This is a genomic window from Neobacillus canaveralius (assembly GCF_047237705.1).
Classification (GTDB): domain Bacteria; phylum Bacillota; class Bacilli; order Bacillales; family Cytobacillaceae; genus Neobacillus; species Neobacillus niacini_K.
In genome coordinates, this window is sequence record NZ_JBDFLL010000002.1 from 142,501 (window position 1) to 165,212 (window position 22,712).

A 22,712-nucleotide genomic window follows, 5' to 3' on the forward strand; every position below is an offset into this window, starting at 1 on the left:
CTAAGTCTGGTGCGTCTGCCAATTCCGCCACACCCGCATATATTTAAAGATTATTTTGCTTTCGCAAATGGAAAGTTATTTTCGCTTTCGCGAAAAAACTTTGGTTATTTTCTAACGAAAATAACTTGGTGAGCCATGAAGGACTCGAACCTTCGACCCTCTGATTAAAAGTCAGATGCTCTACCAACTGAGCTAATGGCTCACAATTGCTTAAAATACCTTTCGGTATTTTTCGCAAAATCCGCTGAAGCCTTTCCAGCGATGTTATGATTTGGCTGGGCTAGCTGGATTTGAACCAACGCATGTCGCAGTCAAAGTGCGATGCCTTACCGCTTGGCTATAGCCCAATATTATAATTTCATAAAAATGGCGGTCCGGACGGGACTCGAACCCGCGACCTCCTGCGTGACAGGCAGGCATTCTAACCAACTGAACTACCGGACCAAATTAATGTTTTAGATAAGAAACAGGAAATGAGCTATATTCATCTCCCGTCCCTGATGACCCCTACGGGATTCGAACCCGTGTTACCTCCGTGAAAGGGAGGTGTCTTAACCACTTGACCAAGGGGCCTTAAATTTTTATGGCGGAGAAGGAGGGATTTGAACCCTCGCGCCGGTTACCCGACCTACACCCTTAGCAGGGGCGCCTCTTCAGCCTCTTGAGTACTTCCCCATAAAAATGGCTCCGCAGGTAGGACTCGAACCTACGACCGATCGGTTAACAGCCGATAGCTCTACCACTGAGCTACTGCGGAATAATATGATGTTTCTTCAACCGAACAAGCTGAATCACCTTGTCGACTCTTTACATTATAATGAGGTTGTATTATAAAGTCAATACGATTTTTTGATAAAATAAGTTGCAATATATTTCCTTATTCTCCTTTTAGCTCTTGTACCTTTACCAGCTTACCTCTACACTTGCCACACACGTAACGACTTGTATTAATGCTTCGTTTTCTTTTATATTGCTGATGGCATGTTGTACATTGATACAGGAGGATTTTTGTGGAGGTGCGTTTCTTAGGTTTGTCTAGTAGCGGACTACAAAATCTCGGTGCGCCTACTTTTTTTAATAACATTTTAAAATCGGAATCACGGTGCTGATATCCTCTTCCTTCTATATGAAGATGGTAATGGCAGAGTTCATGTTTAATGATGCCAATTAGTTCGTTTAATCCTAGTTGGTCTAAGTATTTTTTATTAATATCGATATTGTGGGTCCCAAGCAGGTACCTTCCCCCAGTGGATCGGAGCCTGCTATTAAAGGAGGCTTTATGCCTAAATGGCTTACCAAAAGATTCAATTGAGACTTTTTCAACCAGTTTTTGTAGTTCTTTATCCTCCATTTAGATTCCCCTCCTTTTTAAAGCGAACGTGACAACCTATTATAGCATATATTGTATATACCTTTAATGATCTACTTTTCGGGAGGGTTAACTATGCCGACTTGGTTCCAAAACCAGATGAAAAGAGCTTTCTACGAGAAGGACCGATACCAAATTAAACTGTTAAACCAGTGCTGGTTTTTTTACAGAAAAAAAAACATTTCATAAGGGAACCAGTATCTGTACCGGTAGCCAATAGCCTCTATTGGTTACCACTTCTTCGGTTTCTCTCTGTTTTTGGTCATCATGGACTCTGCAAGTCCATTTAAACAACTAAAAAAGATGACCATCTATAAAAAAATGGTCATCATCTATTATTATTCCTTTATTTAGACGGAGGCAGCATTGTTAATGCTACTCTACCCTTTTTCATATCCACTGAGTCTACCCAAACGGTTACGACATCACCAACAGATACAATATCCAATGGATGTTTTACAAAACGATTACTTAGCTTAGAAATATGGACTAATCCATCCTGCTTAACGCCGATATCGACAAAGGCTCCAAAGTCTACTACATTTCGAACCGTACCCTGAAGCTCCAATCCGGCACTTAAATCTTCTAATTTAAGGACATCCTTTTTCAATAACGGACGCGGTAAGTCGTCACGAGGATCGCGCTCTGGTCTTATTAGTGCATCGATAATATCTTTTAGCGTTAGTTCCCCAATAGCCAGTTCAGAAGACACAGCTTTAAGGTCAATTCCACTAAGCGCATCCCGTAATTCAGCCGTTCCTAAATCCTTGGCTGAAAAACCTAGACTAGTTAATAGTTTTTTCACTTCATCATAGTTCTCCGGGTGAATTCCAGTTCTGTCCAAAGGCTGCTTCCCATCTAATACCCGTAAGAAGCCGATTGCTTGTTCGTATGTTTTTGCTCCAAGTCGCGGGACTTTCTTTAATTGGACCCTGCTCGTAAACTTCCCTTCTTCATCCCTTTTCTTCACAATATTATGTGCTGCAGTTTTGGTTAATCCCGCTACATATTGGAGCAAGGACGCGGAGGCTGTGTTCACATTCACCCCTACACGGTTTACAGCTGTTTCGACAACAAAATGCAGCGATTCCGATAGACGCTTTTGCGTAACATCATGTTGGTATTGACCAACACCTACTGATTTAGGGTCAATTTTTACTAACTCAGCAAGCGGATCCTGTAATCTACGCGCGATGGAAACTGCACTTCTTTCTTCCACTTGAAAATCCGGAAACTCTTCTCTTGCTATATCTGATGCAGAGTACACACTGGCTCCCGCTTCATTAACTATTAAGTAAAAGATTTCTTCATCCATTTCCTTAAGGATATCAGCGACGAACTGTTCTGTTTCCCTGGAGGCCGTTCCATTTCCTATCGCGGCCATCTCTACATTATAATCACGAAGAATTCGAATGAACTTTTCTTTTGCTTCCTTCGTCTTTGATACCGGCGGATGCGGATAAATGACATCAATTTTTAGCACCTTACCGGTTTCATCCACAACAGCAAGCTTACAGCCTGTCCGATACGCAGGGTCTACACCAATAACTACTTTTCCTTTTAATGGCGGCTGCAAAAGCAGGTTACGCAGATTTTCAGAGAAAATATGAATGGCCTGCTCTTCGCCTTTATCATTTAGCTCACTGCGAATTTCCCTTTCTATCGAAGGCTGGATCAGACGTTTATAGCTATCTTCAATTGCTTCTATAACAAATGATGCCGCTGGTGAATGCTGAGCACGAACCCATTTTCTTGCTAGGTAGGATAGGATAATGTCATTATTCATTTTTATAGATACCCTTAAGATATCTTCCTTTTCACCGCGATTTAACGCAAGGATTCGATGGGGTACGATTTTATTTACAGGCTCCTCATATTCATAGTACATTTCATAAACCTTCTTCTCGTCCTTCTCTGCGTCTTTTACTGTTGATTCCACTTTCCCGGACTTAAAGGTTTCATTTCGAATCCATTTACGGCTTTCCGCATCATCAGATACCATCTCAGCAATAATATCTTTTGCACCGGAAATCGCATCTTCAATAGTAAGAACTTCTTTTTCATCAGATAAAAATTCCTTTGCTTTATCCTCAATTGGCGTCATCGAAAAAGTTAATAACCATTCTGCCAATGGCTCTAAACCCTTTTCCTTTGCAACAGTTGCTTTTGTACGTCGCTTTTGTTTATACGGTCGATATAGGTCTTCAACTTCTTGAAGCTTTTCTGCTTTTGTTATCTTATGTGTAAGTTCGTCCGTTAGTTTACCTTGCTCCGCAATAGTCCGAAGTACTTCTTCTTTCCTTTGCTCAAGGTTTTGTATGTATTGCCAGCGTTCCTGAATATCTCGTATTTGGACTTCATCAAGCGCTCCCGTCATTTCTTTACGGTAGCGGGCGATAAATGGCACGGTGTTACCCTCATTTAATAAAGAAATAACACTTTTAACCTGCTTTTGGGGTATGGCTAACTCGGCGGCCACCTTCCCAAGAAGCTGTTCATCTTTCACAACTGTATCATTCACTTCACAAACCTCCATCCATTCCTATTACCATATTGTATCAAATTACCTCATTCGATTCATTAAAGGAGCCGTTTCTTCTTATAAATAAAAAAATAGCAAGCTAAGTAGCTTGCTAAAAGCAGAAACAAATATGAGGTTAGAGCATACGTATAAAAAAACGCTCTTTCTAAAAAGAGCGTGCATTCATGCTAAAATTCGATGAGACCTATACTTACTCGCAAGGCTTCATCCACTTTTTCCATCATTTCGTCATCGAGATGGGTTATTTTATCGGTTAACCGCTGTTTATCAATTGTACGAATCTGTTCTAAAAGTATGACTGAATCTCGTTCAAAACCGTAGCGCTTCGCATCAATTTCTACATGAGTGGGAAGCTTCGCTTTTTGAATTTGTGCTGTAATCGCTGCAACAATAACTGTGGGACTAAACCGATTCCCGATGTCGTTTTGTATGACAAGTACTGGACGGACGCCGCCTTGTTCAGAACCAACAACTGGGGATAGGTCCGCGAAATATACGTCACCACGCTTGACAATCAAGGGATTACCCTCCGCTTACAAGACGTTCAACTGTGTGTTCTGCCTCAAATTCTGCTTGAAACATTTCCGATGCAATTGTTAAATTGATCATCGCCATTTCCATGTATCCACGTCTCATGGATTCGCGAATTTGTCTCTTTTTTCGTTCGCGTAAATACATTTTAGTTGCTTGATAAATAAACTCGCTCCGGTTAACGTTTTCTAATTTCACAAAACCATCTAACTCGGTTAAAAGATGTTGCGGTAATTTTACTAAGATTTCCGTAGTTGCGCCGGATTCAGACACAAACATACACCTCCACCATCACTACACACCAATTTTTCTATCTACCATATTTAATAATACCACTTAATGCCCAAAATGCATAGACTAATTATAATACTACTGTATTATAGGCCAAACAAACTACCTTTTATGCACTAAAATTCCGCATTATCATAAATATGTTACAATTTCATTATTAGCACTTATTCGTGAAGTAGATAATTTTTTAATACGACAATTTTCCCACCCTGTTTATATAGACGGGGTACTCTAGTTGAGATGATACAAGGTACTTCATAATTGATTGTTTCTAGTTTTTGCGCAATTTCATTCACAGAAATGAATTCATCATTCTGTTTACCAATTAAGGTAACGGTCGTCCCAACAGGAACGGCATGTGGTAATCTTACCATACATTGGTCCATGCAAATCCTTCCAACCATTGGAACCCTTTTCCCCTCAACCAATACTTCCTGCCCTTGGAGACGACGAATCCATCCGTCTGCATAACCGATTGGAATCGTACCTATCCACTCTTCTCCCTCAGTCTCATACGTAGCACCGTAACTTATCTTCTCACCCTTATCCAGTTTTTTCACATGAACAAGCCTTGAACGGAGGGAGAAAGCTTCCTTAAGAGAGAAAGGTAACTCTGGTTCAATCTCAGGAGAGGGTGTTAATCCATACATAGCAATACCAAGTCGAACAGCGTTAAAATTAGCCTTGGAGAAACGTAACGCTGCTGCACTATTACTGCAGTGCACGTACTTTGGACGTTCCTTTAAAACAGATAATAAATCATGAAATAACTGCATTTGTTTTTCGAAATAAGTTAAATCTACTTCATCTGCTGTTGCAAAGTGTGTAAATATCCCCTCAATATGAATTCGGTCATCATTAGAGATCATTTCTACAACGGCCGCCAACTCTTCCTTGGTTCGGATTCCAATTCTCCCCATCCCCGTATCTAACTTAATGTGAACGGAAAGTACTTTATCATCTGGAAGATAGGGCTGAGCCGCTTTTACCCATTCCATTTGGAACACTGTAACGGTGATATCCAATGTCACTGCCAGCTCTACATCCTCTGGACGTGTAGCACCCAAGACTAGAATGGGCGCTTTTATCCCCTTATTCCTTAAGGCAATTGCTTCATCCATAAATGCTACTGCTAAATAGGTCGCTCCCGCATTCAGCGCACTCTCAGCTACTTGAACATCTCCATGTCCGTATGCATTTGCTTTCACTACAGCTATGATCTCCACTTTGGGCGGCAAAAGTTTTTTAACGGAGGCAACATTTGCGAGAATACAATCTAAATCGACTTCTGCCCATGTATCTCTATAAAAAAAGCCCTGCTCTGTCATAATTCCACTTCCTAATTAACTAAAGTCACTTTTATCATATTTTAATTTTACCTTATTGATTATCAAACTACTTATTTTAATTGTCAAACAAAAAACAGGCCCTATAAAGAGCCTGTATCCTTAAATCCTATTTTTCGACATCGCCTTGGACTGTTCTTGCAATCTCAACGAGTTCTTTTTCCGTTAATTCGTTTGAGGCAATCATGTAGTCAACCCCATCCATGGTCCAAGTAATCGAACCTTCAGAAACAGCACCGATGGTAACACCTAAATCAACTAAATCTCCATCTACATATGTCGGTGATGTAGAAGCTTCTTTCACTGTTACCTTTTCTTGCACGAGTGTAAATGACTTTTCACCCTCATATGTTAAAACGACGCGCTTACCATTTTCAAGCTTCACTTCTTTTTCATCCACTAATTTTGCACCTAAATCGGCTGTAGGATATTTAACTGTAAATGCTGTGTCCTTGCTATCCGCCATCACAGGCAGATTAAGATCAGCACGAGTCATATTCTTTTTCATATCAAAATCACTGTCATCGAAGCTTGCATTGAATTTCACTTTAGAAAATTCCACTGTCACAAGAGCTTTTCGATCAGGATCCATCACTTTTACAACGGCAGGTGATAAGTCTTCTTTGTTTAGTTTAATTTCTTGTGTTGGCAGCATACTATTGTTTTGATAGCGGGTTTTTGTTTCAAATACATAGTGTTCTTTCGTAGAAGAAAACTTCGCTTCTTTATCTTCAACGATGTCTTTAATTAATGATTCGTATAAATAGGCCTGGCTGCTATTTTGCGGCCAATCACTTTGGAATTTGAAACTCTTCTTAAGAGCAGGAGTTAATACAAATACTCCTTCATTATTTCGTAAAATCATTTGGCTTTGGTCTTTTTCAGCATTTTTTAAATTTACACGGTAAAACGTTGGATCCTTATGCCAGATCTCTACGTTATACACTTGTGAATCGGTGCCCATTTTCAACGTCATCTTGGCATCTACCTTATAACCCGAAAGATCATTTAGTTTTCCATTTAGCTCTTCCACAACATCTTCTTTTGATTTAGAGCCACAGGCTGCTAGTAAAAAAACGACCAGTAACCCCGTAATCACAAGCAACAACCTTTTCTTCAATTCCTCCAACCCCTTCTTGTCTCATTTTCATATGAATTTAAAGAAGACTTGTCTCTCCCATTTCCCTATGAATATATGAGACAACCTTTTGGAATATGATAAAGGTTTGAAAGAAAAGTGTAAGCGCCTAGTCATCATTTTTTCTACTTTTCTTCAATAACTACCTGTGCAACAGCATAATCTCTGCTATGTGAAATAGAAAGAAATCCATTTGTTTCAGGTTTTACTATATAGGGCTTGCCTAATGAATCCGTCTTAATTTCAATATCTAAAAACGAGAGTTCCTTCCCTATTCCCGTCCCAGCAGCCTTTGAATAGGCTTCTTTCGCCGCAAACCTTCCTGCCAGAAATTCAATCTTTCTACGATCCGGCAGCTGTTCAAATGTTTGTTTTTCATTATCAGTCAGTATGCGGTCAATCAATTTCCGTTGTCTAGTGACAATATCTTCAATCCTTGAAAGTTCAATAATATCAATCCCAATCCCTTTAATCATTCGCAGGTATCCCTTCTAATTAAGATAAAATATGCATAATAGTACAACAGGACATTAATTCAGTCTATTATATAAGAAAGTCCATTCAGGAGGTTATTATGTTTACGAGAACAGAGAGTTTTCGCGAATTTATCCGCTTTTATCCAGTTGTTTCTACTATTATTGCCATCCATTTCCTATTATATCTTTTTACCGCTTTACCTATCTTTCCAAACTTTTGGTTTAAGGCCACTTTTTCGGGAGTAAACCTCTATATTACGGAAGGGGAATATTGGAGACTGGTAACCCCCATCTTTATGCATGGTGGTTTTACTCATGCTTTATTTAACAGCTTCTCATTAGTCCTTTTTGGTCCAGCACTAGAAAGGCTGCTAGGTAAAGGTAAATTTGTATTGGTCTATCTTGTTTCTGGTGTTCTAGCTAATGTCGCTACACTGCTGCTTGAACCATTAACCTATGTACATGTTGGGTCAAGTGGAGCCATCTTTGGATTATTCGGATTTTATATTAGCATCATTCTCTTCCGTAAGCATATGCTCTCCCAGCAAAACTCGCAAATCATACTGGTGATTTGTGCGCTAAGCTTGATTATGACCTTCTTACAGCCTAATATTAATATTACTGCCCATATATTCGGCTTATTAGGTGGATTTTTACTAGGAGCTATTCTTTATAATAAAAAAAGGGGTTGAGCCATTATTTGGTTCAATCCCTTTTTTCAGCTTCCCGCGAAAACCAAGTGTAGACCTTTTTCACATCCATTCGGTCCATATCGATTACACGACCTCCGGCACCCCCAAAACCTACTTTCACAAAAGCCTCTAGTGTGGCAAGGTCCTTTCTTCTTTGAAAATAACTATTTCTCATTTCTAGACTTTGAATTTTATTTTTCTTAACGAATACAGTGGTCCGTACCATAGATCGGTAACGAAAATTTAATTGCTTCTCTCCCAAACTCCAGCCGGCGTCCTTATATTTTAATACTCCCCAAAATGTTACCAGGGCAAGAATAATCAACGAAAGAAGCCCCCAAACCTTGAGAAAAACAATCGAAACCACAACAACCGGAACCGCAATATACCAGCTTCTAAAAATATAACGGTTCATAGCTCTTTTAGGAACGGAGGTAAAACTTGAGGTGAATTGATATTCGGTCAGATAAGGGCCTAAAATATGCTCAATGTCCTTCAACTTAACAAGTGGAAGGAGCAATACCTTCGAGCCTTCTTTATTACTTGCCGAACCACCAGCGCTATCAACGCTGACAGACCCGTAACCAAGCCATTGCCGGACAATATTTTCATTAATCCTTATAGCTTGAATTCGTGTTAACGGAATAGTAATTTGCCTTCTTTCTAATAAACCTTGAGAAATAACTATATCATGTTCTGTTTTCGTGACATGGAAATTGGCGTATTTCAACATTGTCCCAAAAAGAGCAAGGATCCAAGCAATTATTAGTCCTGCAAAAATGAGAAGGATAATTAAAATTAGATTGCTCACTACCCATTGTTCAATTCCTCGAAATATTTTTTCATAGGGAATAAAGTCATCTAACTGAGACATAAATGCCAATACAGCTGATATAACGACTCCTACTCCTCCTGATGTAAGTGAAAGTAAAATTAACTGTGACGGTGTAATTTTATACACGACCTGACTAGGGTCTTCGTGAACTTTTGGTTCAGAAGAGTTTTTAGTACCAGCAACATATGCTTGTATATACCGTGCTTCTTCCTTGGAGATGGCTGAAAGAACTGCCTCTGCTTCATCGTTCCCACTTCCGCCAGCTGTTTCAATTTGAACCTTTACCATCCCGCACAAACGCTGAAGGAGTCCTTCTGAAATATCAAGACTTTGGATGCGTTCCAATGGAATATACCTTTTCTTGCGGACAAAAACGCCATATTCTATCCGCAGTTCATTCTCCTCTAATCTATAGGAATAGCGAAGCCATGAAAATATACTGACCAGAATAATTCCTATAATCGCAATAGCCGAAGCCCCAAAAAGCAGCAAATCTCTTTCATCACCTTTATTCCATATGAAAAACAATGCGATAAAGGTAAAAATTAAATCCTTTATTCGCTTACCAATCGTTATCAGTATTACAATAGGATGAAGCCTTTTCGGTTCAGACATCTTCTTCCGCCACCCTTGCAAGATTAGAAATAAAGTGCCTTATTTCTTCGGCTTCACTCTCTTCTAATGCAGGAATTTCATGAGCTGTTGCAGCGGTATTAATAATGACTGAGGCCAACTGATATTTGCGTAAAATTGGTCCTTGAACGGTATCAACATGCTGTACCCGAATCATCGGAATCAAAGTCCTCTTAACAATTAAGATTCCTTCCTGTAGTTCAATTTCCTCTTCCCTGACATCATATCGGAAGCGTCGCCATCTTAGTGACGGTAATAAATAAATGATGAAATACGTAGAAATAAGTTCCATTGCTATTAATAAAAGTGATATCCAAAATGGACCATTAAAGATATGTAATAAAAAGATAGCAGCGCCGGCTAAGATCCAGCTGATTAAAATTTTTATCGCACCTGAGATTCTCCATACGGTTAATGCTTTTACGGATATTCGTTTTTGCGGCTCTAGTATCATAGTTCCCCTCCACTTCACCATGCCTTCTCTTAAGTATACACGGGAACGGGGAAGGAAACATCCTTGTTATTCCATTATAAAGCTTGATTGGTCTATTACTTTAATGCCGTTCAGGTCTCTCAGGTCACTCATCAATTGAAACAGAGCTGCATCCTTTTGTTTAGCTTCTATCATGCAATGTATCTCCGGTACGGTTCCTTTTATCGTATTTAGGAATTCCAAAAACATTTCTGGATCAACAAAATCAGCATGTGCCCTAAATTCCTTATTTGAACGTGGACTTGATATGTGCATTTTAACCGGAAGCGGAGATTCCCTCCAGGTAGTGACAATTCGTTCCCAGTCTTGCTCCCACTCCACTTCTTCGTGATTAGCCAAATGATGGTGATAATCAAATATCATCGGTATTCCTAGCTTTTCGCAAAGATACAGCGTCTCTTTCACTGTAAAGGTTGTATCATCGTTTTCGAGCATAATCATCTTTTGAATGCTTGGCTGGATGTATCCCCAGTTATGTATAAACTGTTCTAGTGCCATTTCCTTATCCTCATAGCCGCCGCCTACATGAAGTACACAGCGATGTTCTGTATCTATATCCATGCCTTTAAGCAGCTTCTTGTGCATAACAAGTGTCTTTAGCGCGTTAGAGAGTATCTCCTTGTTAGGTGTATTAAGCACAACAAAATGGTCAGGGTGAAAATCAATTCGCATTGGATGCAATTTAAGGTAGTCAGCAATTCTTTTTAAAGGTTCCTTCAGGGGTCTCATATAATCCCACTCCAACAGCTCCTCGTGATTAGCGAGCGGGATTAATCGGGAGCTTAGACGAAAGAAATGTATTTGATTTCCAACATTGTGTTTTAATAGCCTAAGGCAATGATCTATATTTGACTCTGCTATACGCTCTAGCTTACGAATAGCAGCTTCTCGGTCTTTTATTTTACTAAATTGTGCAAACGTCATGGTTTGGGAGGGCGAGGCATTCTGAAGCTCAACGCTCATTGCAACATATCCAAGTTTAACGATCATCTCAATCACTCCTAACAAGCTGTTACCATTACTGTTCCCAATATACACTTGTAAAATAAATAAAGCTTTATAAGTTAAGCTTGCCCTCGTCCGAATCAACCGCCCATTCAAACTGAAACCAGCTCAATTTCGCCGCCCCCAACAAAAAAAGAGAGCATTGGACATTATGCCCATGCTCTCTATCATCATTATTATCGGTTAAAGCTTCTTGGTTTTGATTTTCCAGCTGTGCGTTTTTCACCTGTTCTTGGCTTTCCAGGTGCCTTTTTACGATCACGATCACCGCTGCGTTCTCCGCCGCGTGAAGAATTATAACTTCTATTATTGTCGTCTCTTCTTCTACGGTCACGATCTTGCGGCTTTCTGTCCCTCTTAGAATGCATTGGTGCTTCTTCTGTTAACTTAACTGGTGTTTGATCAGGTTCTTTAGTTAACATTTTCAAAACAGCTGCAATGACAGTTGAAGCATCATTTTCTTCAAGTAATTCGTTGGCAGCTCTCTTATAATATTGAAGATTATTTCCTTCAATCGTTTGCACAATTTTATCAACTACTGCTCGTTGTTGACCTTCTAACGCTTCATCAAGTGTAGGAGCAGTCATTCTTTCCATCTTACGCTTCGTTGTTCTTTCTAATACTGATAGGTAAGACTTTTCACGCGGTGTGATGAATGTTAGTGCCATACCAGATTTACCCGCACGTCCTGTACGCCCAATACGGTGTACATAGCTTTCTGGATCCTGCGGAATATCAAAGTTATAAACATGGGTTACGCCAGAGATATCTAGACCCCTCGCTGCCACGTCGGTTGCTACCAATACATCAATTGTTCCTTCTTTAAATTTCCGAAGGACTTGCATACGTTTCGCCTGAGTTAAATCTCCGTGAATCCCTTCTGCTGTATAACCTCTTAAGGTTAATGCTTCAGATAATTCATCCACACGGCGTTTCGTCCGGCCAAAGATAATCGCTAACTCTGGTGATTGAATATCAAGAAGTCTTGTTAAGACATCAAATTTATTCTTTTCCATAACTTCAAGATAAAATTGCTCAATAGCAGGAACAGTCATTTCTTTCATCTTGACACGAACAATTTGAGGGTCCTTCATGAACTTTTCTGCCATTCTTTGAATCGGAGCTGGCATTGTTGCTGAGAAAAGTAAAGTTTGACGCTCTGACGGTGTAGAAGCAAGAATCGTTTCAATATCTTCAATGAATCCCATATTTAACATTTCATCTGCTTCGTCAAGAATTACAGTATTAACTGTATCTAAGCGCATTGTTTTTCTATTTATATGGTCTAATACACGACCAGGAGTACCTACAATGATATGTGGGAATTTCTTTAATGAACGGATTTGGCGGCTAATGTCCTGTCCTCCGTAAATAGATAAAACGCGGACTCTTTTACCAGAACCGATTTTATAAAGCTCTTCCGAAACTTGAATGGCAAGCTCACGGGTAGGAGCGATAATGATTCCTTGAATAGCGTCCTTGCTCACATCAATTTTTTCAACCAAAGGAATACCAAATGCAGCAGTTTTACCAGTTCCTGTTTGAGCCTGACCGATCAAATCCTTATTTTGTAGGCCCATTGGAATTGTTTCTGCCTGGATTGGTGTTGCTTCCTCAAAACCCATTTTGAGGACAGCTTCTAAAGTAGCCTGACTTAGGCCTAAATCTTCAAACTTTGTCAATGTTTTCATTCTCCTTCATCTATGTGAAAATATTTTTATTGTGCTGAATATTTTCGCCCGATACTCAGAAATGCGTAAAACGTCTCGCTCTGGGGCGAAAAGCGTTGTAGGGCCTGACGAGGAAGTCGCAATTGACTTCAACGTTGGACTGAAGCGGTCGAGCCCCTAGGCGCTGCAGCTAGACACGCATCAAAATGCCGCAAGTAGGTAACATCTATATTTTACCAAAAAAAGACATTCTCCTTCAAGGAGTATGCCCTTTATTCATCGTTCTTTAGACACGTTGCTGATAATCATAACATTATTACTAGTAGATTGCAATTAATGCGGTTTTCTTACAGCTCCCATATCAGCAGGACCGCTCCATCAAAAAGTCATATACTTGGGAAAATAGGGCCTCTTTTTCCTCACAGTGACAAATATGATGGCTAGAATCTTTAATATACGTAAGCCTTTTTGTTTTTGCACTAATTGTCCGGTATAAGTATTCAGCACTTTTAGGAGGGACGATTCCGTCACATTCTCCCTGTGCAATTAGCGTTGGCACTTCTACTTGAGGTAGAAGTGGTTTGATGTAAGAAACAAGTCTGCGAAATTGAAAAGTAGCTTTTATGGGAGTTGCTTTTATTTTTCTTTTGTAGCGCTGAAAAAATTCATTGTTTTCTAAGTTTCCTTTGAATAAATCAACGATCATCGATTTAATTTCACTTGCCATCTGTTTTGGGTTTACATAATAAGCAGCTGCACTAAGTAGTACAAGCTTGTCCACAGGATATTTTGCAGCTAGAAGGCTTGCAATCATGCCACCCATGGAAAAACCTATTACATAAACTTGATCACAGGTTTCAATCAATTTCTTTAATTCAGACTCTGCATGTTCAATCCATTGTTGATAATGGATATCTTTTAGTGAAAGATTTTCGCCATGTCCAGGAAGAGTCGGGACACTGAAGATCCAGTCCGTATGCTTAGTTAAATACTCAGCAAGCGGCTCTACTTCATATGGTGCCCCTGTAAACCCATGAATACATAAACAACCAATCAAAACTCTCCACCTACTTTGCTTTGAATGAATTATTTTTCTTTAGTGTTCCATTAACAGCATTTAGCATACGGTCTAATTTTTGGTCATTTATAGCCTATTTTTGTTGTAAGGCAGTGACAATTTCCTCAAGTTTCATTCCTCTTGAAGCCTTTACAAGAACTAACGTATCGTTGTTTACATGCTGCTTCAACACTTCGATCAACTCATTTTTATCCGTAAAGGAGAAGACTCTTTGTTTTCCCAGAGTGGATCGTGCACCTTCCGCCATATGTTCCGCTAACTTTCCATAGGTGAACAACAAATTTATTTTATCCGGATTCAATCCCCCACCGATTTGCAGATGATATTGTTCTTCTTGTGGCCCTAACTCAAGCATGTCACCAAGGACTAAGATAATTTTCTCATAACCCTTTAGATTTGATACTAGTTCAATCGCAGCCATCATCGAGGTTGGACTTGCATTATAGGCGTCGTTAATGATTTTTTCACCATGACTGCCTTCAACTAGCTCCATCCGCATATTAGTTAGTTTAACGCTGGTTAGACCTTCATTCATTTTTTCAAATGGCACATCAAAGTAATGGGCAATAATCATTGCGGCAAGAGCATTTAATATATTATGTGTACCCAATACAGGAAGTTCGAAACTTTCCGGGGACTTATTGATTTTAAACATATTTCCTTGATCTAATTGAACAATTTCAGTAGGAAAAAAGTCATTTCTTTCCGTTCTTCCAAATGTTTGCAGGTTAACATTTCCTTTAAATTTATTAATTCGTTCCATTAGCAGGGGCTCATCACCATGAAGCACCGCCAAACCGCCATCTTTTAGACCTTGCAATATTTCTAGCTTAGCCTCAGCGATTCCTTCTCTTGATCCTAAATCAAGAAGATGGGATTCACCGATATTGGTAATCACAACTGCGTCCGGAGAAGCAAGTTTTGTAAGGAATTCAATTTCCCCCCTGCCGCTCATGCCCATTTCTAGAACAGCAATTTCCGTATCGTCGTCAAGACCTAAGACGGTTAAAGGCAATCCAATATGGTTATTATAATTCCCTTCGGTTTTTTGAACTTTATAGGTAGTGGATAGCAAGGAAAACGTCATATCCTTTGTCGTGGTTTTCCCATTACTACCTGTAATTCCAACTACTTTAACTTGTAATTGTTTGCGATATTCTCTCGCCAATTCTTGTAATGCGACTAAGCAATCCTCAACAATAAGAATCGGTAAATGGAGGGGTGGATTCGGTACATCGCTCTGCCATAGTGCGGCGGCCGCTCCCTTTTTCAAGGAATCCTCTACAAATTTATGCCCGTCTGAGTTCTCCCCTTTAAAAGGTACAAACAAGTTTCCAATTTCAATTTTTCTAGAATCGATTGAAACACCAGTGATTTCAATTTCAGCAAATGAGGGAATCTCATTTTTGACAGAGATCATATCTGATATCTGCTTTATGGTTCTTTTTATCATGTCAATCCTCCAGTTGTTTGGGAATTTTAATAAAGACACGGCACTGCGCCGTGTCATTGTAATCTAGAAGGTATATTTAATGTTTTGCTTTTCGGCATGTCTTTCTTTTGCAAGATTAACTAGGGTTTCAATCAATTGTGGATATTCAACACCAGTATGCTTCCATAATAGAGGGAACATACTAAATGGCGTGAAACCCGGCATTGTATTCACTTCATTTATTAAAGCTTTACCGTCCTTAGTTAAGAAGAAGTCTGCGCGTACAAGGCCTGAGCAATCCAACGCTTTAAAGGCTTGAATCGCCATCTCTTTAATTTGTTGATACTCTTCTTCGGTAACATCTGCAGGTATGATTAAAGCGGTATCACCATCTTCATATTTCGCTTTATAATCATAAAAATCCTTCTTCGGAACAATTTCACCAGCAATCGAACACTTTGGATCGTCGTTTCCTAGTATACCTACTTCAATTTCACGGGCAGTGACACCTTCTTCAATGATCACTTTTCGGTCAAATTGAAACGCTTCTACAAATGCCGCCTCTAGTTCCGTTCTATTTATACATTTGCTAATTCCCACACTTGAGCCTAAGTTTGCCGGCTTTACAAAGCAAGGGTAGCCAAGTTGCTCTTCCACTTTTGCATAAACCGACTCTTTCGTCTTTTCCCATTCGGCTCGAATGAAAGCAACATACTTTACTTGAGGAAGACCAGCTTGAGCAAATACATTTTTCATTATTACTTTATCCATACCAGCAGCGGAAGCTAATACGCCATTGCCGACATATGGCAGGTTTAATAATTCCAATAAACCTTGTACCGTTCCATCCTCACCATTTGGTCCATGGAGCAGTGGAAAAATGACATCTAAAGGTTCGTTATGCTGTTTTTCATTGCTACTGAAAAGAGTTGGTGCCAATGATAAAGGTGATAACTGATTTTCATTTGAAAATTCTAGTGCCTTAACATTTTCTGCCGGAGCAGTTAGCTGTGGCCCCTTTATCCACTGACCTTCTACATTTATGTAAATCGGATGAATATCAAATTTTTCAAGATCGAGCGCCTTTATGACCGCAAGAGCTGTTTGTAACGATACTTTATGTTCAGCGGATTTACCTCCGTATAATAAACCAATTTTTGTTTTCATAATAAACCTCCATTTTCGCATTCACGATTTTATTTTATCACTTTTATTATTTTATGAAACCTACAGCTTGGCTAAAAACTACCGATTACACTAACACAAAGAAAATCTCCCCAGAGAAATGGAGAGATTAGATAACGGTAAGCTTCCATTCTTTTGTTTTTTTATCAAAGATGAATTTAGCATGACAGTTTTCGCTTGAGATTTGTTGATATTCCTCGTACATATCATCCATTGAGGCAAAATCACCGATTACCCAAATGGGGATTTCCAGCTTGTTGCGCTGATGATCGACATCTCGTAAGGAAATACAAATACCCTCTTTTATAAAAGGCGTTAAAGATAGGAGAATTTCCTTATTAATAGGTGGATATGTACGTTTCTTTCTAAGTCCTAAAAGTGTCTTTTCTAGCTTCAATTCTCCCAATTTAATGGAAAGGGCATAACTTAAAAGATGAAAAAAATCCTTAAAACTTCGGTAATATACTTTATTAAAGAATCCATCATCGTGTGCCAAATAAACAAAACGGTTTCCAAGCTTATTATAAAACGGCAGTTTTAAATGCTGCTTTTGGTGCCCCAAATATAATAATTCCGCCATTTCCTGTCCTGTTAGTTCATTTAATCCTTCTTCTTCAACAAAGTCAATCCAGCAAAAATCACCGTAGCCATAGATATCTTCAGCAGCTAAACTTTTGATTCTCTCGTCCGGACAATATTCGAGCAGAGTATGCATATTAAAATCACCGTCTTCAAAACGATGTTTTAATAATAACAAATGATTCATTGTTCCCGAAAAAGCAGCAGCAAATTCAGCAAATTCAATACCGTAAGATAGTACATACTGATCATTTTGATTTAGGTGGACATAGACGAGATCCTGTATGTCTTGATGGTGCTTTTTCAAAGCCAAACTCCTCCGATCAGGAAAATAAAATCTATGATAATGAGAAAAAGTACTCATTAAAGTGCAAACCAATATTAACCAATCTTCCACTATTTTATCATTAATAGTCCAAATAGCTTATTTCAATTCTTTTACAAATCAAAAGATATTTGTGATACTTTTGAAACAGTTAGCTTTATTACCTTGTGAATAACACATACTAGTTTTAAACTCGATACTAGTATATACTGCAGGATTATCAACAAATCATTTTTTACATACATGTATAGAGAGATTAAAACGCACCGTTAGGAAGGAGCGTGCATCGAATGATTAAAGATATGACGCAAGACGAAATAACTCTCCATATTATTAAATTATTAAAAGAAAACAAAAAGACTGACTTTATAACGATCCTCGAGGAATTGCAGCCTTATGATACGGCAAAAATATATGAAGATTTGCCAGAAAAGCATAAACTCCGTTTTCTTTTATTTTTAAACTTTGAAGTCCTCGCTGACCTGATGCAGGAACTCGAAAAGGAAGAACAGCTTGAGGTATTAAATAAGCTAGGGATTGAGAAGTCCAGCAAGGTCCTTGATTTAATGGACAATGATGATTTGGCACTGCTCTTAGATGAACTATCACCAGAGAAAAAAGAGTCACTGCTCTCTGGTATGAAGGTAGAAGAGTCTAAAGCCGTTACCGATATCATGAATTACCCTCCTGAAACAGCAGGAAGATTGATGACCAATCGCTTTGTGTGGATTCGAAGTTACTATACAGTTAGAGAAGCAGTCGAAAAGTTAAAAACGTTTGCTGAGTTTGCTGAATCCATTAACTACCTCTATGTCGTCGATGAACAGAGAAAGCTGGTTGGTGTTGTTTCATATCGCGATTTACTATTGGCAGATATTAATGAGAAAATTAATAATATTATGTATGAACGCGTCATTTCGGTTTCTGTCACCACGGACCAAGAAGTAGTGGCACGTATGACGGAACGATACGATTTTCTTGCCATTCCCGTAGTGGATGAGGGTAATTTACTTGTCGGCATTGTAACCGTCGATGATATTATTGATGTCGTCATTAAAGAAGCAAATGAGGATATAGAAAAATTATCAGCCTCTGGTAAATCGATTGACTTTGATACAAAAACATTTGTCGCGGCTAGCAGGAGACTTCCATGGCTCATTTTGCTTTTATTTATCGGGCTCATATCCGGCAGCATTATCTCAAGGTTTGAAAATACACTTGATCAGGTTGTCGCCATAGCCTTTTTTATGCCTATGATCGCAGGAATGACAGGTAATACTGGTACCCAATCATTAGCAGTTGTTGTAAGAGGACTTATTACCCATGATATTGAAAAAGGAGTCATCCTTCGCTTAATTGCCCGTGAACTAGGTGTCGGTGTGACAATCGGGATTACCTGCGCCATCCTTATATCAATCATTGCTTATGTTTGGCAAGGAAGCTTTATCTTAGGTGCAGTGGTCGGTGTTTCACTTTTCTTTACGCTCGTTATTGGCACCCTTGCAGGTACGATCATCCCGCTGATTTTATTTCGATTAAATATTGACCCAGCGGTTGCCTCCGGTCCGTTAATTACGACGATTAATGATATTTTTTCTTTACTCACTTATTTTGGAATTGCAACGATGTTTCTAAACTATCTCATGTAAGCACGGTCCATTAGACCGTGTTTTTATTTTTATGAAACATATTCTATAGAAGAATCGTCATAATAGTAAAGTTCCTGTAATAAATTTCCTAAATATATTGTTACCAAATCTTTTCTTTGCTAGCATATCACTATATAAACAGACAAAAATTGGGTGTGGCATATGGAAAAACTCACAAAAAAAGTGGATCGCTTTGATTGGACGTTAACATTAATTTTGTTTCTATTTTTTCTCGTTAGTTGTTTAGGAATTTATAGTGCACAAACAGCTGGTCAGTACGATGAAAATTTCTTAGTCAAGCAAACTTTCTGGTATGTGGTTGGTGCAGCGATCATTTCCATTACCATTCTTTTTGACAATTATCAATATAGGCGGCTTTCCTGGTACTTGTATGGATTTGGACTTTTGTTACTTATTGGTGTCCTGGCTGCCCCTGAAAGCATTGCTCCCATTAGAAATGGTGCCAAAAGCTGGTTTATTACACCTCTCGGTTCGATTCAACCATCGGAATTTGTCAAAACCTTTCTGATTTTAGCACTTAGCACTGTCGCAACACAGCATCAAGAGAAATATCTTGAGAAAACATTTAAAAGAGACTTTTGGTTATTACTTAAGTTGGTAATCACTACGTTTGTGCCAATCATCTTTATTATGAAGCAAAATGATTTAGGCACTTCGCTTGTCCTATTGTCGATATTAGTCGGATTCATTTTAGTATCGGGTATCACATGGAAGATTATTTTACCTATCTTTAGTACCGGTGCTTCATTAGCTGTTTTTATTATTTATTTGGTCGTCCAAAGACCTGACATACTTGAAAAATATTTACATGTACAAGAATACAAATTCAATCGAATTTATGCCTGGCTCGATCCGTTTAATCATTCAAGCAGCTCTGGCTATCATCTGTTGAAATCATTAAGTGCGATTGGGTCTGGACTGATAACCGGAAAAGGATTTGGCAATCGGGAAGTGTACATTCCTGAAGGACACACAGACTTTATTTTTAGTGTGATTGGTGAGGAATATGGTTTTGTAGGCGGCAGCATTGTCATTGGACTGTTCTTTCTATTAATCTATCACTTAATTAAAACGGCGTTAGATACGAATGACCCGTTTAATACATATGTGTGTACAGGGATTATCTCTATGCTTACTTTCCATGTATTCCAAAATATCGGCATGACCATTCAGGTGCTACCGATTACAGGGATTCCCTTACCGTTTATCAGCTACGGCGGGAGTTCATTGATGGGTAATATGTTTGCGATGGGAATCGTCTACAGCATTCGCTTCCATCATCGTAACTACATGTTCTCATCCTCAAGGTCCTTAAGCAGTTAAAATTGGAGCAGCGGGAAAATCCGCTGTTTTTATTTCTTTCTTCCCTAAACTGTTATAAACTTATAAAAGCGAAAATATTTAAGGTGAAGGTGAACTATGAAAGAATTTATTTTCTCAGTTTTAGAGTTCTTATCAGAGTTAGGTTACTTCGGAATTGCACTAGGGTTAATGATAGAAGTTATTCCAAGTGAAATAGTCTTAGGGTATGGCGGTTATATGATTTCTGAGGGGATCCTCGGATATCCAGGCGCAGTCATTGCAGGAACCATTGGTGGAACCCTAGCACAGTTGTTTCTCTATTGGGCTGGTTACTACGGTGGACGTCCATTCCTAGAAAAATACGGGAAGTATGTTTTTATTAAAAAGAAGCAAATTGACCTATCTGAACAATGGTTTCGAAAATATGGAGTCGGCGTCATTTTCTTTGCCCGATTTATTCCAGTTGTCCGGCATGCGATATCCATTCCTGCTGGGATTGCTAAAATGTCTGCGACAAAATTTACGCTTTATACGGTAGCAGCCGTTATTCCCTGGACCATCCTATTCCTTTATTTAGGACATGCGTTAGGTGAAAATTGGTCGCATATTAAAGAATATGCTGCGCAGTATACGATGCCTATTATTATCGGTGCCGTTATTCTTGGTGTTATTTACTTCTTAATAAAGAAAACAAAAAAAACAACTACTGATTGATTTCGGTGGTTGTTTTTTTTGTCATCAAAGCTTCATTTGACAATTAAACAGGTTAGAAAATAAAATAGACAAGATACATGTTTTTTGTCGGAAACAATAGATTTAAGTCGAAAGGATTGATACTTTGAAAAAGTTTGGTTTAGCGTGGCAAATTTTAGTCGGATTAATCCTCGGGATTGCTGTAGGTGCAATATTTTACGGAAACCCTGAGGTGCAAACATATTTACAACCAATAGGTACCATCTTTATCCGCTTAATAAAAATGATTGTTATCCCAATCGTAGTTTCTTCGTTAATTGTTGGGGTTGCTAGTGTAGGCGATATTAAAAAGCTTGGGTCCTTAGGCGGTAAAACCATTCTTTATTTTGAAATTATTACTACCATTGCGATCATAATCGGATTAGGCGCAGCCAATCTATTTCATCCAGGTACTGGTATTGATATGGAACACTTGAGCAAGAAGGATATTGGCGGCTATGTTTCTACAACAGAACAAGTGGAAACTCACAGTTTCGCCGATACATTTGTTAATATTGTCCCTCAAAATTTATTTGAATCACTCGTAAAAGGAGATATGCTTGCCATTATTTTCTTTTCTGTCTTCTTTGGTCTCGGAGTCGCCGCTATTGGTGAGAAAGGAAAACCAGTGTTGGCCTTTTTCCAAGGAACAGCTGAAGCCATGTTTTATGTGACAAATCAAATCATGAAATTTGCTCCTTTCGGTGTTTTTGCCCTTATTGGGGTAACAGTTTCCACCTTTGGGGTTTCTTCATTAATTCCCTTAAGCAAATTAATTTTTACGGTATATGGAGCAATGATCTTCTTTATTCTAGTCGTCTTAGGTTTTGTTGCTAAGCTTGTCGGTGTTAATATTTTTAACCTATTCCGTATTCTTAAAGATGAATTAATTCTTGCTTATTCAACAGCCAGCTCTGAAGCAGTTCTACCTAAAGTAATGGAAAAAATGGAGCGCTTTGGTTGCCCTAAGGCCATCACAGCTTTCGTCATTCCAACTGGGTATTCATTTAACCTTGACGGATCTACCCTCTATCAAGCATTAGCAGCGATTTTTATTGCACAAATGTATGGCATTGATCTTTCCATCAGCCAGCAAATATCGCTTATGCTTGTACTAATGGTAACGTCAAAAGGGATTGCCGGGGTTCCTGGTGTGTCGTTCGTTGTTTTATTAGCTACCTTAGGAACAGTTGGAATACCGCTTGAAGGCTTGGCATTTATCGCTGGGATTGATCGTATTTTAGATATGGCACGAACGGTAGTAAATGTTGTCGGAAATTCACTTGCTGCGGTTGTCATGTCGAAATGGGAAAAGCAATATGACACAGAAAAAGCTGAGAAATATATAAATGAAGTAAAAGAAGCAAAACCTGCTATTCAATAAAATA

The 22,712-nt window shown here is 38.8% G+C and carries 21 protein-coding genes and 7 tRNA genes (1 of these 28 running past the window's edge); 6 read left to right on the forward strand and 22 right to left on the reverse strand.

What is annotated here, in order from left to right; genetic code table 11:
* The 8 genes from ABC255_RS28930 to ABC255_RS28965 all read right to left on the reverse strand — a co-directional run.
* Positions 1-37: transfer RNA gene (locus tag ABC255_RS28930), tRNA-Leu, on the reverse strand; it reaches 48 nt to the left of the window's first position.
* 89 nt (positions 38-126) lie between these two features.
* Positions 127-202, reverse strand: a tRNA-Lys gene (locus ABC255_RS28935).
* Positions 203-272: 70 nt separating this feature from the next.
* Positions 273-347: transfer RNA gene (locus ABC255_RS28940), tRNA-Gln, on the reverse strand.
* Positions 348-367: 20 nt separating this feature from the next.
* Positions 368-444: transfer RNA gene (locus tag ABC255_RS28945), tRNA-Asp, on the reverse strand.
* Positions 445-501: 57 nt separating this feature from the next.
* Positions 502-573, reverse strand: a tRNA-Glu gene (locus ABC255_RS28950).
* Positions 574-584: 11 nt separating this feature from the next.
* Positions 585-675, reverse strand: a tRNA-Ser gene (locus ABC255_RS28955).
* Positions 676-682: 7 nt separating this feature from the next.
* A tRNA-Asn gene (locus ABC255_RS28960) sits at positions 683-757 on the reverse strand.
* 120 nt (positions 758-877) lie between these two features.
* Positions 878-1,351, reverse strand: a complete 474-nt coding sequence (locus ABC255_RS28965; protein WP_412998759.1) for a SprT family protein — start codon at positions 1,349-1,351, stop codon at positions 878-880.
* 93 nt (positions 1,352-1,444) lie between these two features.
* Between ABC255_RS28965 and cmpA the strand changes: the two genes are divergently transcribed.
* Positions 1,445-1,558, forward strand: coding sequence for a cortex morphogenetic protein CmpA (gene cmpA / locus ABC255_RS28970; RefSeq protein WP_335530732.1), 114 nt, complete (start codon positions 1,445-1,447; stop codon positions 1,556-1,558).
* Between the two features lie 157 nt (positions 1,559-1,715).
* On the opposite strand, the gene ABC255_RS28975 is transcribed toward cmpA, so the two are convergent.
* The 6 genes from ABC255_RS28975 to acpS all read right to left on the reverse strand — a co-directional run bounded on the left by ABC255_RS28975 (position 1,716) and on the right by acpS (position 7,693).
* On the reverse strand, positions 1,716-3,890 hold the full coding sequence (locus ABC255_RS28975) for a Tex family protein (RefSeq protein ID WP_412998760.1): 2,175 nt from the start codon (positions 3,888-3,890) through the stop codon (positions 1,716-1,718).
* Positions 3,891-4,078: 188 nt separating this feature from the next.
* The gene (locus tag ABC255_RS28980; RefSeq protein WP_034673264.1) at positions 4,079-4,429 is read right to left on the reverse strand and encodes a type II toxin-antitoxin system PemK/MazF family toxin; all 351 of its coding nucleotides are present in this window, start codon (positions 4,427-4,429) and stop codon (positions 4,079-4,081) included.
* Between the two features lie 4 nt (positions 4,430-4,433).
* Positions 4,434-4,715, reverse strand: coding sequence for a CopG family ribbon-helix-helix protein (locus ABC255_RS28985; protein WP_034673267.1), 282 nt, complete (start codon positions 4,713-4,715; stop codon positions 4,434-4,436).
* A gap of 182 nt (positions 4,716-4,897) precedes the next feature.
* On the reverse strand, positions 4,898-6,061 hold the full coding sequence (gene alr / locus ABC255_RS28990) for an alanine racemase (protein WP_412998761.1): 1,164 nt from the start codon (positions 6,059-6,061) through the stop codon (positions 4,898-4,900).
* Between the two features lie 127 nt (positions 6,062-6,188).
* Positions 6,189-7,199: a LolA family protein gene (locus tag ABC255_RS28995; protein WP_412998762.1), complete on the reverse strand. Its 1,011-nt coding sequence runs from the start codon at positions 7,197-7,199 to the stop codon at positions 6,189-6,191.
* A 143-nt stretch (positions 7,200-7,342) separates the two neighbouring features.
* On the reverse strand, positions 7,343-7,693 hold the full coding sequence (acpS, locus tag ABC255_RS29000) for a holo-ACP synthase (protein WP_412998763.1): 351 nt from the start codon (positions 7,691-7,693) through the stop codon (positions 7,343-7,345).
* A 98-nt stretch (positions 7,694-7,791) separates the two neighbouring features.
* On the opposite strand from acpS, the gene ABC255_RS29005 reads away from it, so the two are divergent.
* Positions 7,792-8,385, forward strand: a complete 594-nt coding sequence (locus ABC255_RS29005; RefSeq protein ID WP_412998764.1) for a rhomboid family intramembrane serine protease — start codon at positions 7,792-7,794, stop codon at positions 8,383-8,385.
* A 13-nt stretch (positions 8,386-8,398) separates the two neighbouring features.
* On the opposite strand, the gene ABC255_RS29010 is transcribed toward ABC255_RS29005, so the two are convergent.
* From ABC255_RS29010 to ABC255_RS29045, 8 genes are all read right to left on the reverse strand, one after another.
* Positions 8,399-9,835 carry a PH domain-containing protein gene (locus ABC255_RS29010; RefSeq protein WP_412998765.1) on the reverse strand — a complete coding sequence of 479 codons (1,437 nt, stop codon included), beginning with the start codon at positions 9,833-9,835 and terminating at the stop codon, positions 8,399-8,401.
* Positions 9,828-10,307: a PH domain-containing protein gene (locus tag ABC255_RS29015; RefSeq protein WP_412998766.1), complete on the reverse strand. Its 480-nt coding sequence runs from the start codon at positions 10,305-10,307 to the stop codon at positions 9,828-9,830. Before ABC255_RS29015 ends, ABC255_RS29010 begins: the two co-directional genes overlap by 8 nt.
* A 66-nt stretch (positions 10,308-10,373) precedes the next feature.
* A complete protein-coding gene (uvsE, locus tag ABC255_RS29020; RefSeq protein WP_412998832.1) occupies positions 10,374-11,336 on the reverse strand; it encodes a UV DNA damage repair endonuclease UvsE in 963 nt (320 codons plus the stop codon).
* 191 nt (positions 11,337-11,527) lie between these two features.
* Positions 11,528-13,033, reverse strand: a complete 1,506-nt coding sequence (gene cshA / locus ABC255_RS29025) for a degradosome RNA helicase CshA (protein WP_412998767.1) — start codon at positions 13,031-13,033, stop codon at positions 11,528-11,530.
* A 349-nt stretch (positions 13,034-13,382) separates the two neighbouring features.
* Positions 13,383-14,078: an alpha/beta hydrolase gene (locus ABC255_RS29030; RefSeq protein WP_412998768.1), complete on the reverse strand. Its 696-nt coding sequence runs from the start codon at positions 14,076-14,078 to the stop codon at positions 13,383-13,385.
* Positions 14,079-14,172: 94 nt separating this feature from the next.
* Positions 14,173-15,552 carry a UDP-N-acetylmuramoyl-tripeptide--D-alanyl-D-alanine ligase gene (locus tag ABC255_RS29035; RefSeq protein ID WP_412998769.1) on the reverse strand — a complete coding sequence of 460 codons (1,380 nt, stop codon included), beginning with the start codon at positions 15,550-15,552 and terminating at the stop codon, positions 14,173-14,175.
* Between the two features lie 63 nt (positions 15,553-15,615).
* Positions 15,616-16,698, reverse strand: coding sequence for a D-alanine--D-alanine ligase (locus tag ABC255_RS29040; RefSeq protein ID WP_412998770.1), 1,083 nt, complete (start codon positions 16,696-16,698; stop codon positions 15,616-15,618).
* Positions 16,699-16,825: 127 nt separating this feature from the next.
* On the reverse strand, positions 16,826-17,602 hold the full coding sequence (locus ABC255_RS29045) for a hypothetical protein (protein ID WP_412998771.1): 777 nt from the start codon (positions 17,600-17,602) through the stop codon (positions 16,826-16,828).
* 308 nt (positions 17,603-17,910) lie between these two features.
* Here ABC255_RS29045 and mgtE point away from each other — a divergent pair, with 308 nt between their 5' ends.
* The 4 genes from mgtE to ABC255_RS29065 all read left to right on the forward strand — a co-directional run bounded on the left by mgtE (position 17,911) and on the right by ABC255_RS29065 (position 22,708).
* Positions 17,911-19,269: a magnesium transporter gene (mgtE, locus tag ABC255_RS29050; RefSeq protein ID WP_412998772.1), complete on the forward strand. Its 1,359-nt coding sequence runs from the start codon at positions 17,911-17,913 to the stop codon at positions 19,267-19,269.
* A gap of 162 nt (positions 19,270-19,431) precedes the next feature.
* On the forward strand, positions 19,432-20,613 hold the full coding sequence (locus tag ABC255_RS29055; protein ID WP_412998773.1) for an FtsW/RodA/SpoVE family cell cycle protein: 1,182 nt from the start codon (positions 19,432-19,434) through the stop codon (positions 20,611-20,613).
* A 96-nt stretch (positions 20,614-20,709) separates the two neighbouring features.
* Positions 20,710-21,306, forward strand: a complete 597-nt coding sequence (uptA, locus tag ABC255_RS29060; RefSeq protein WP_306077508.1) for an undecaprenyl phosphate transporter UptA — start codon at positions 20,710-20,712, stop codon at positions 21,304-21,306.
* A 124-nt stretch (positions 21,307-21,430) separates the two neighbouring features.
* On the forward strand, positions 21,431-22,708 hold the full coding sequence (locus ABC255_RS29065; protein WP_335530698.1) for a cation:dicarboxylate symporter family transporter: 1,278 nt from the start codon (positions 21,431-21,433) through the stop codon (positions 22,706-22,708).
* The last annotated feature ends 4 nt before the right edge of the window (positions 22,709-22,712 follow it).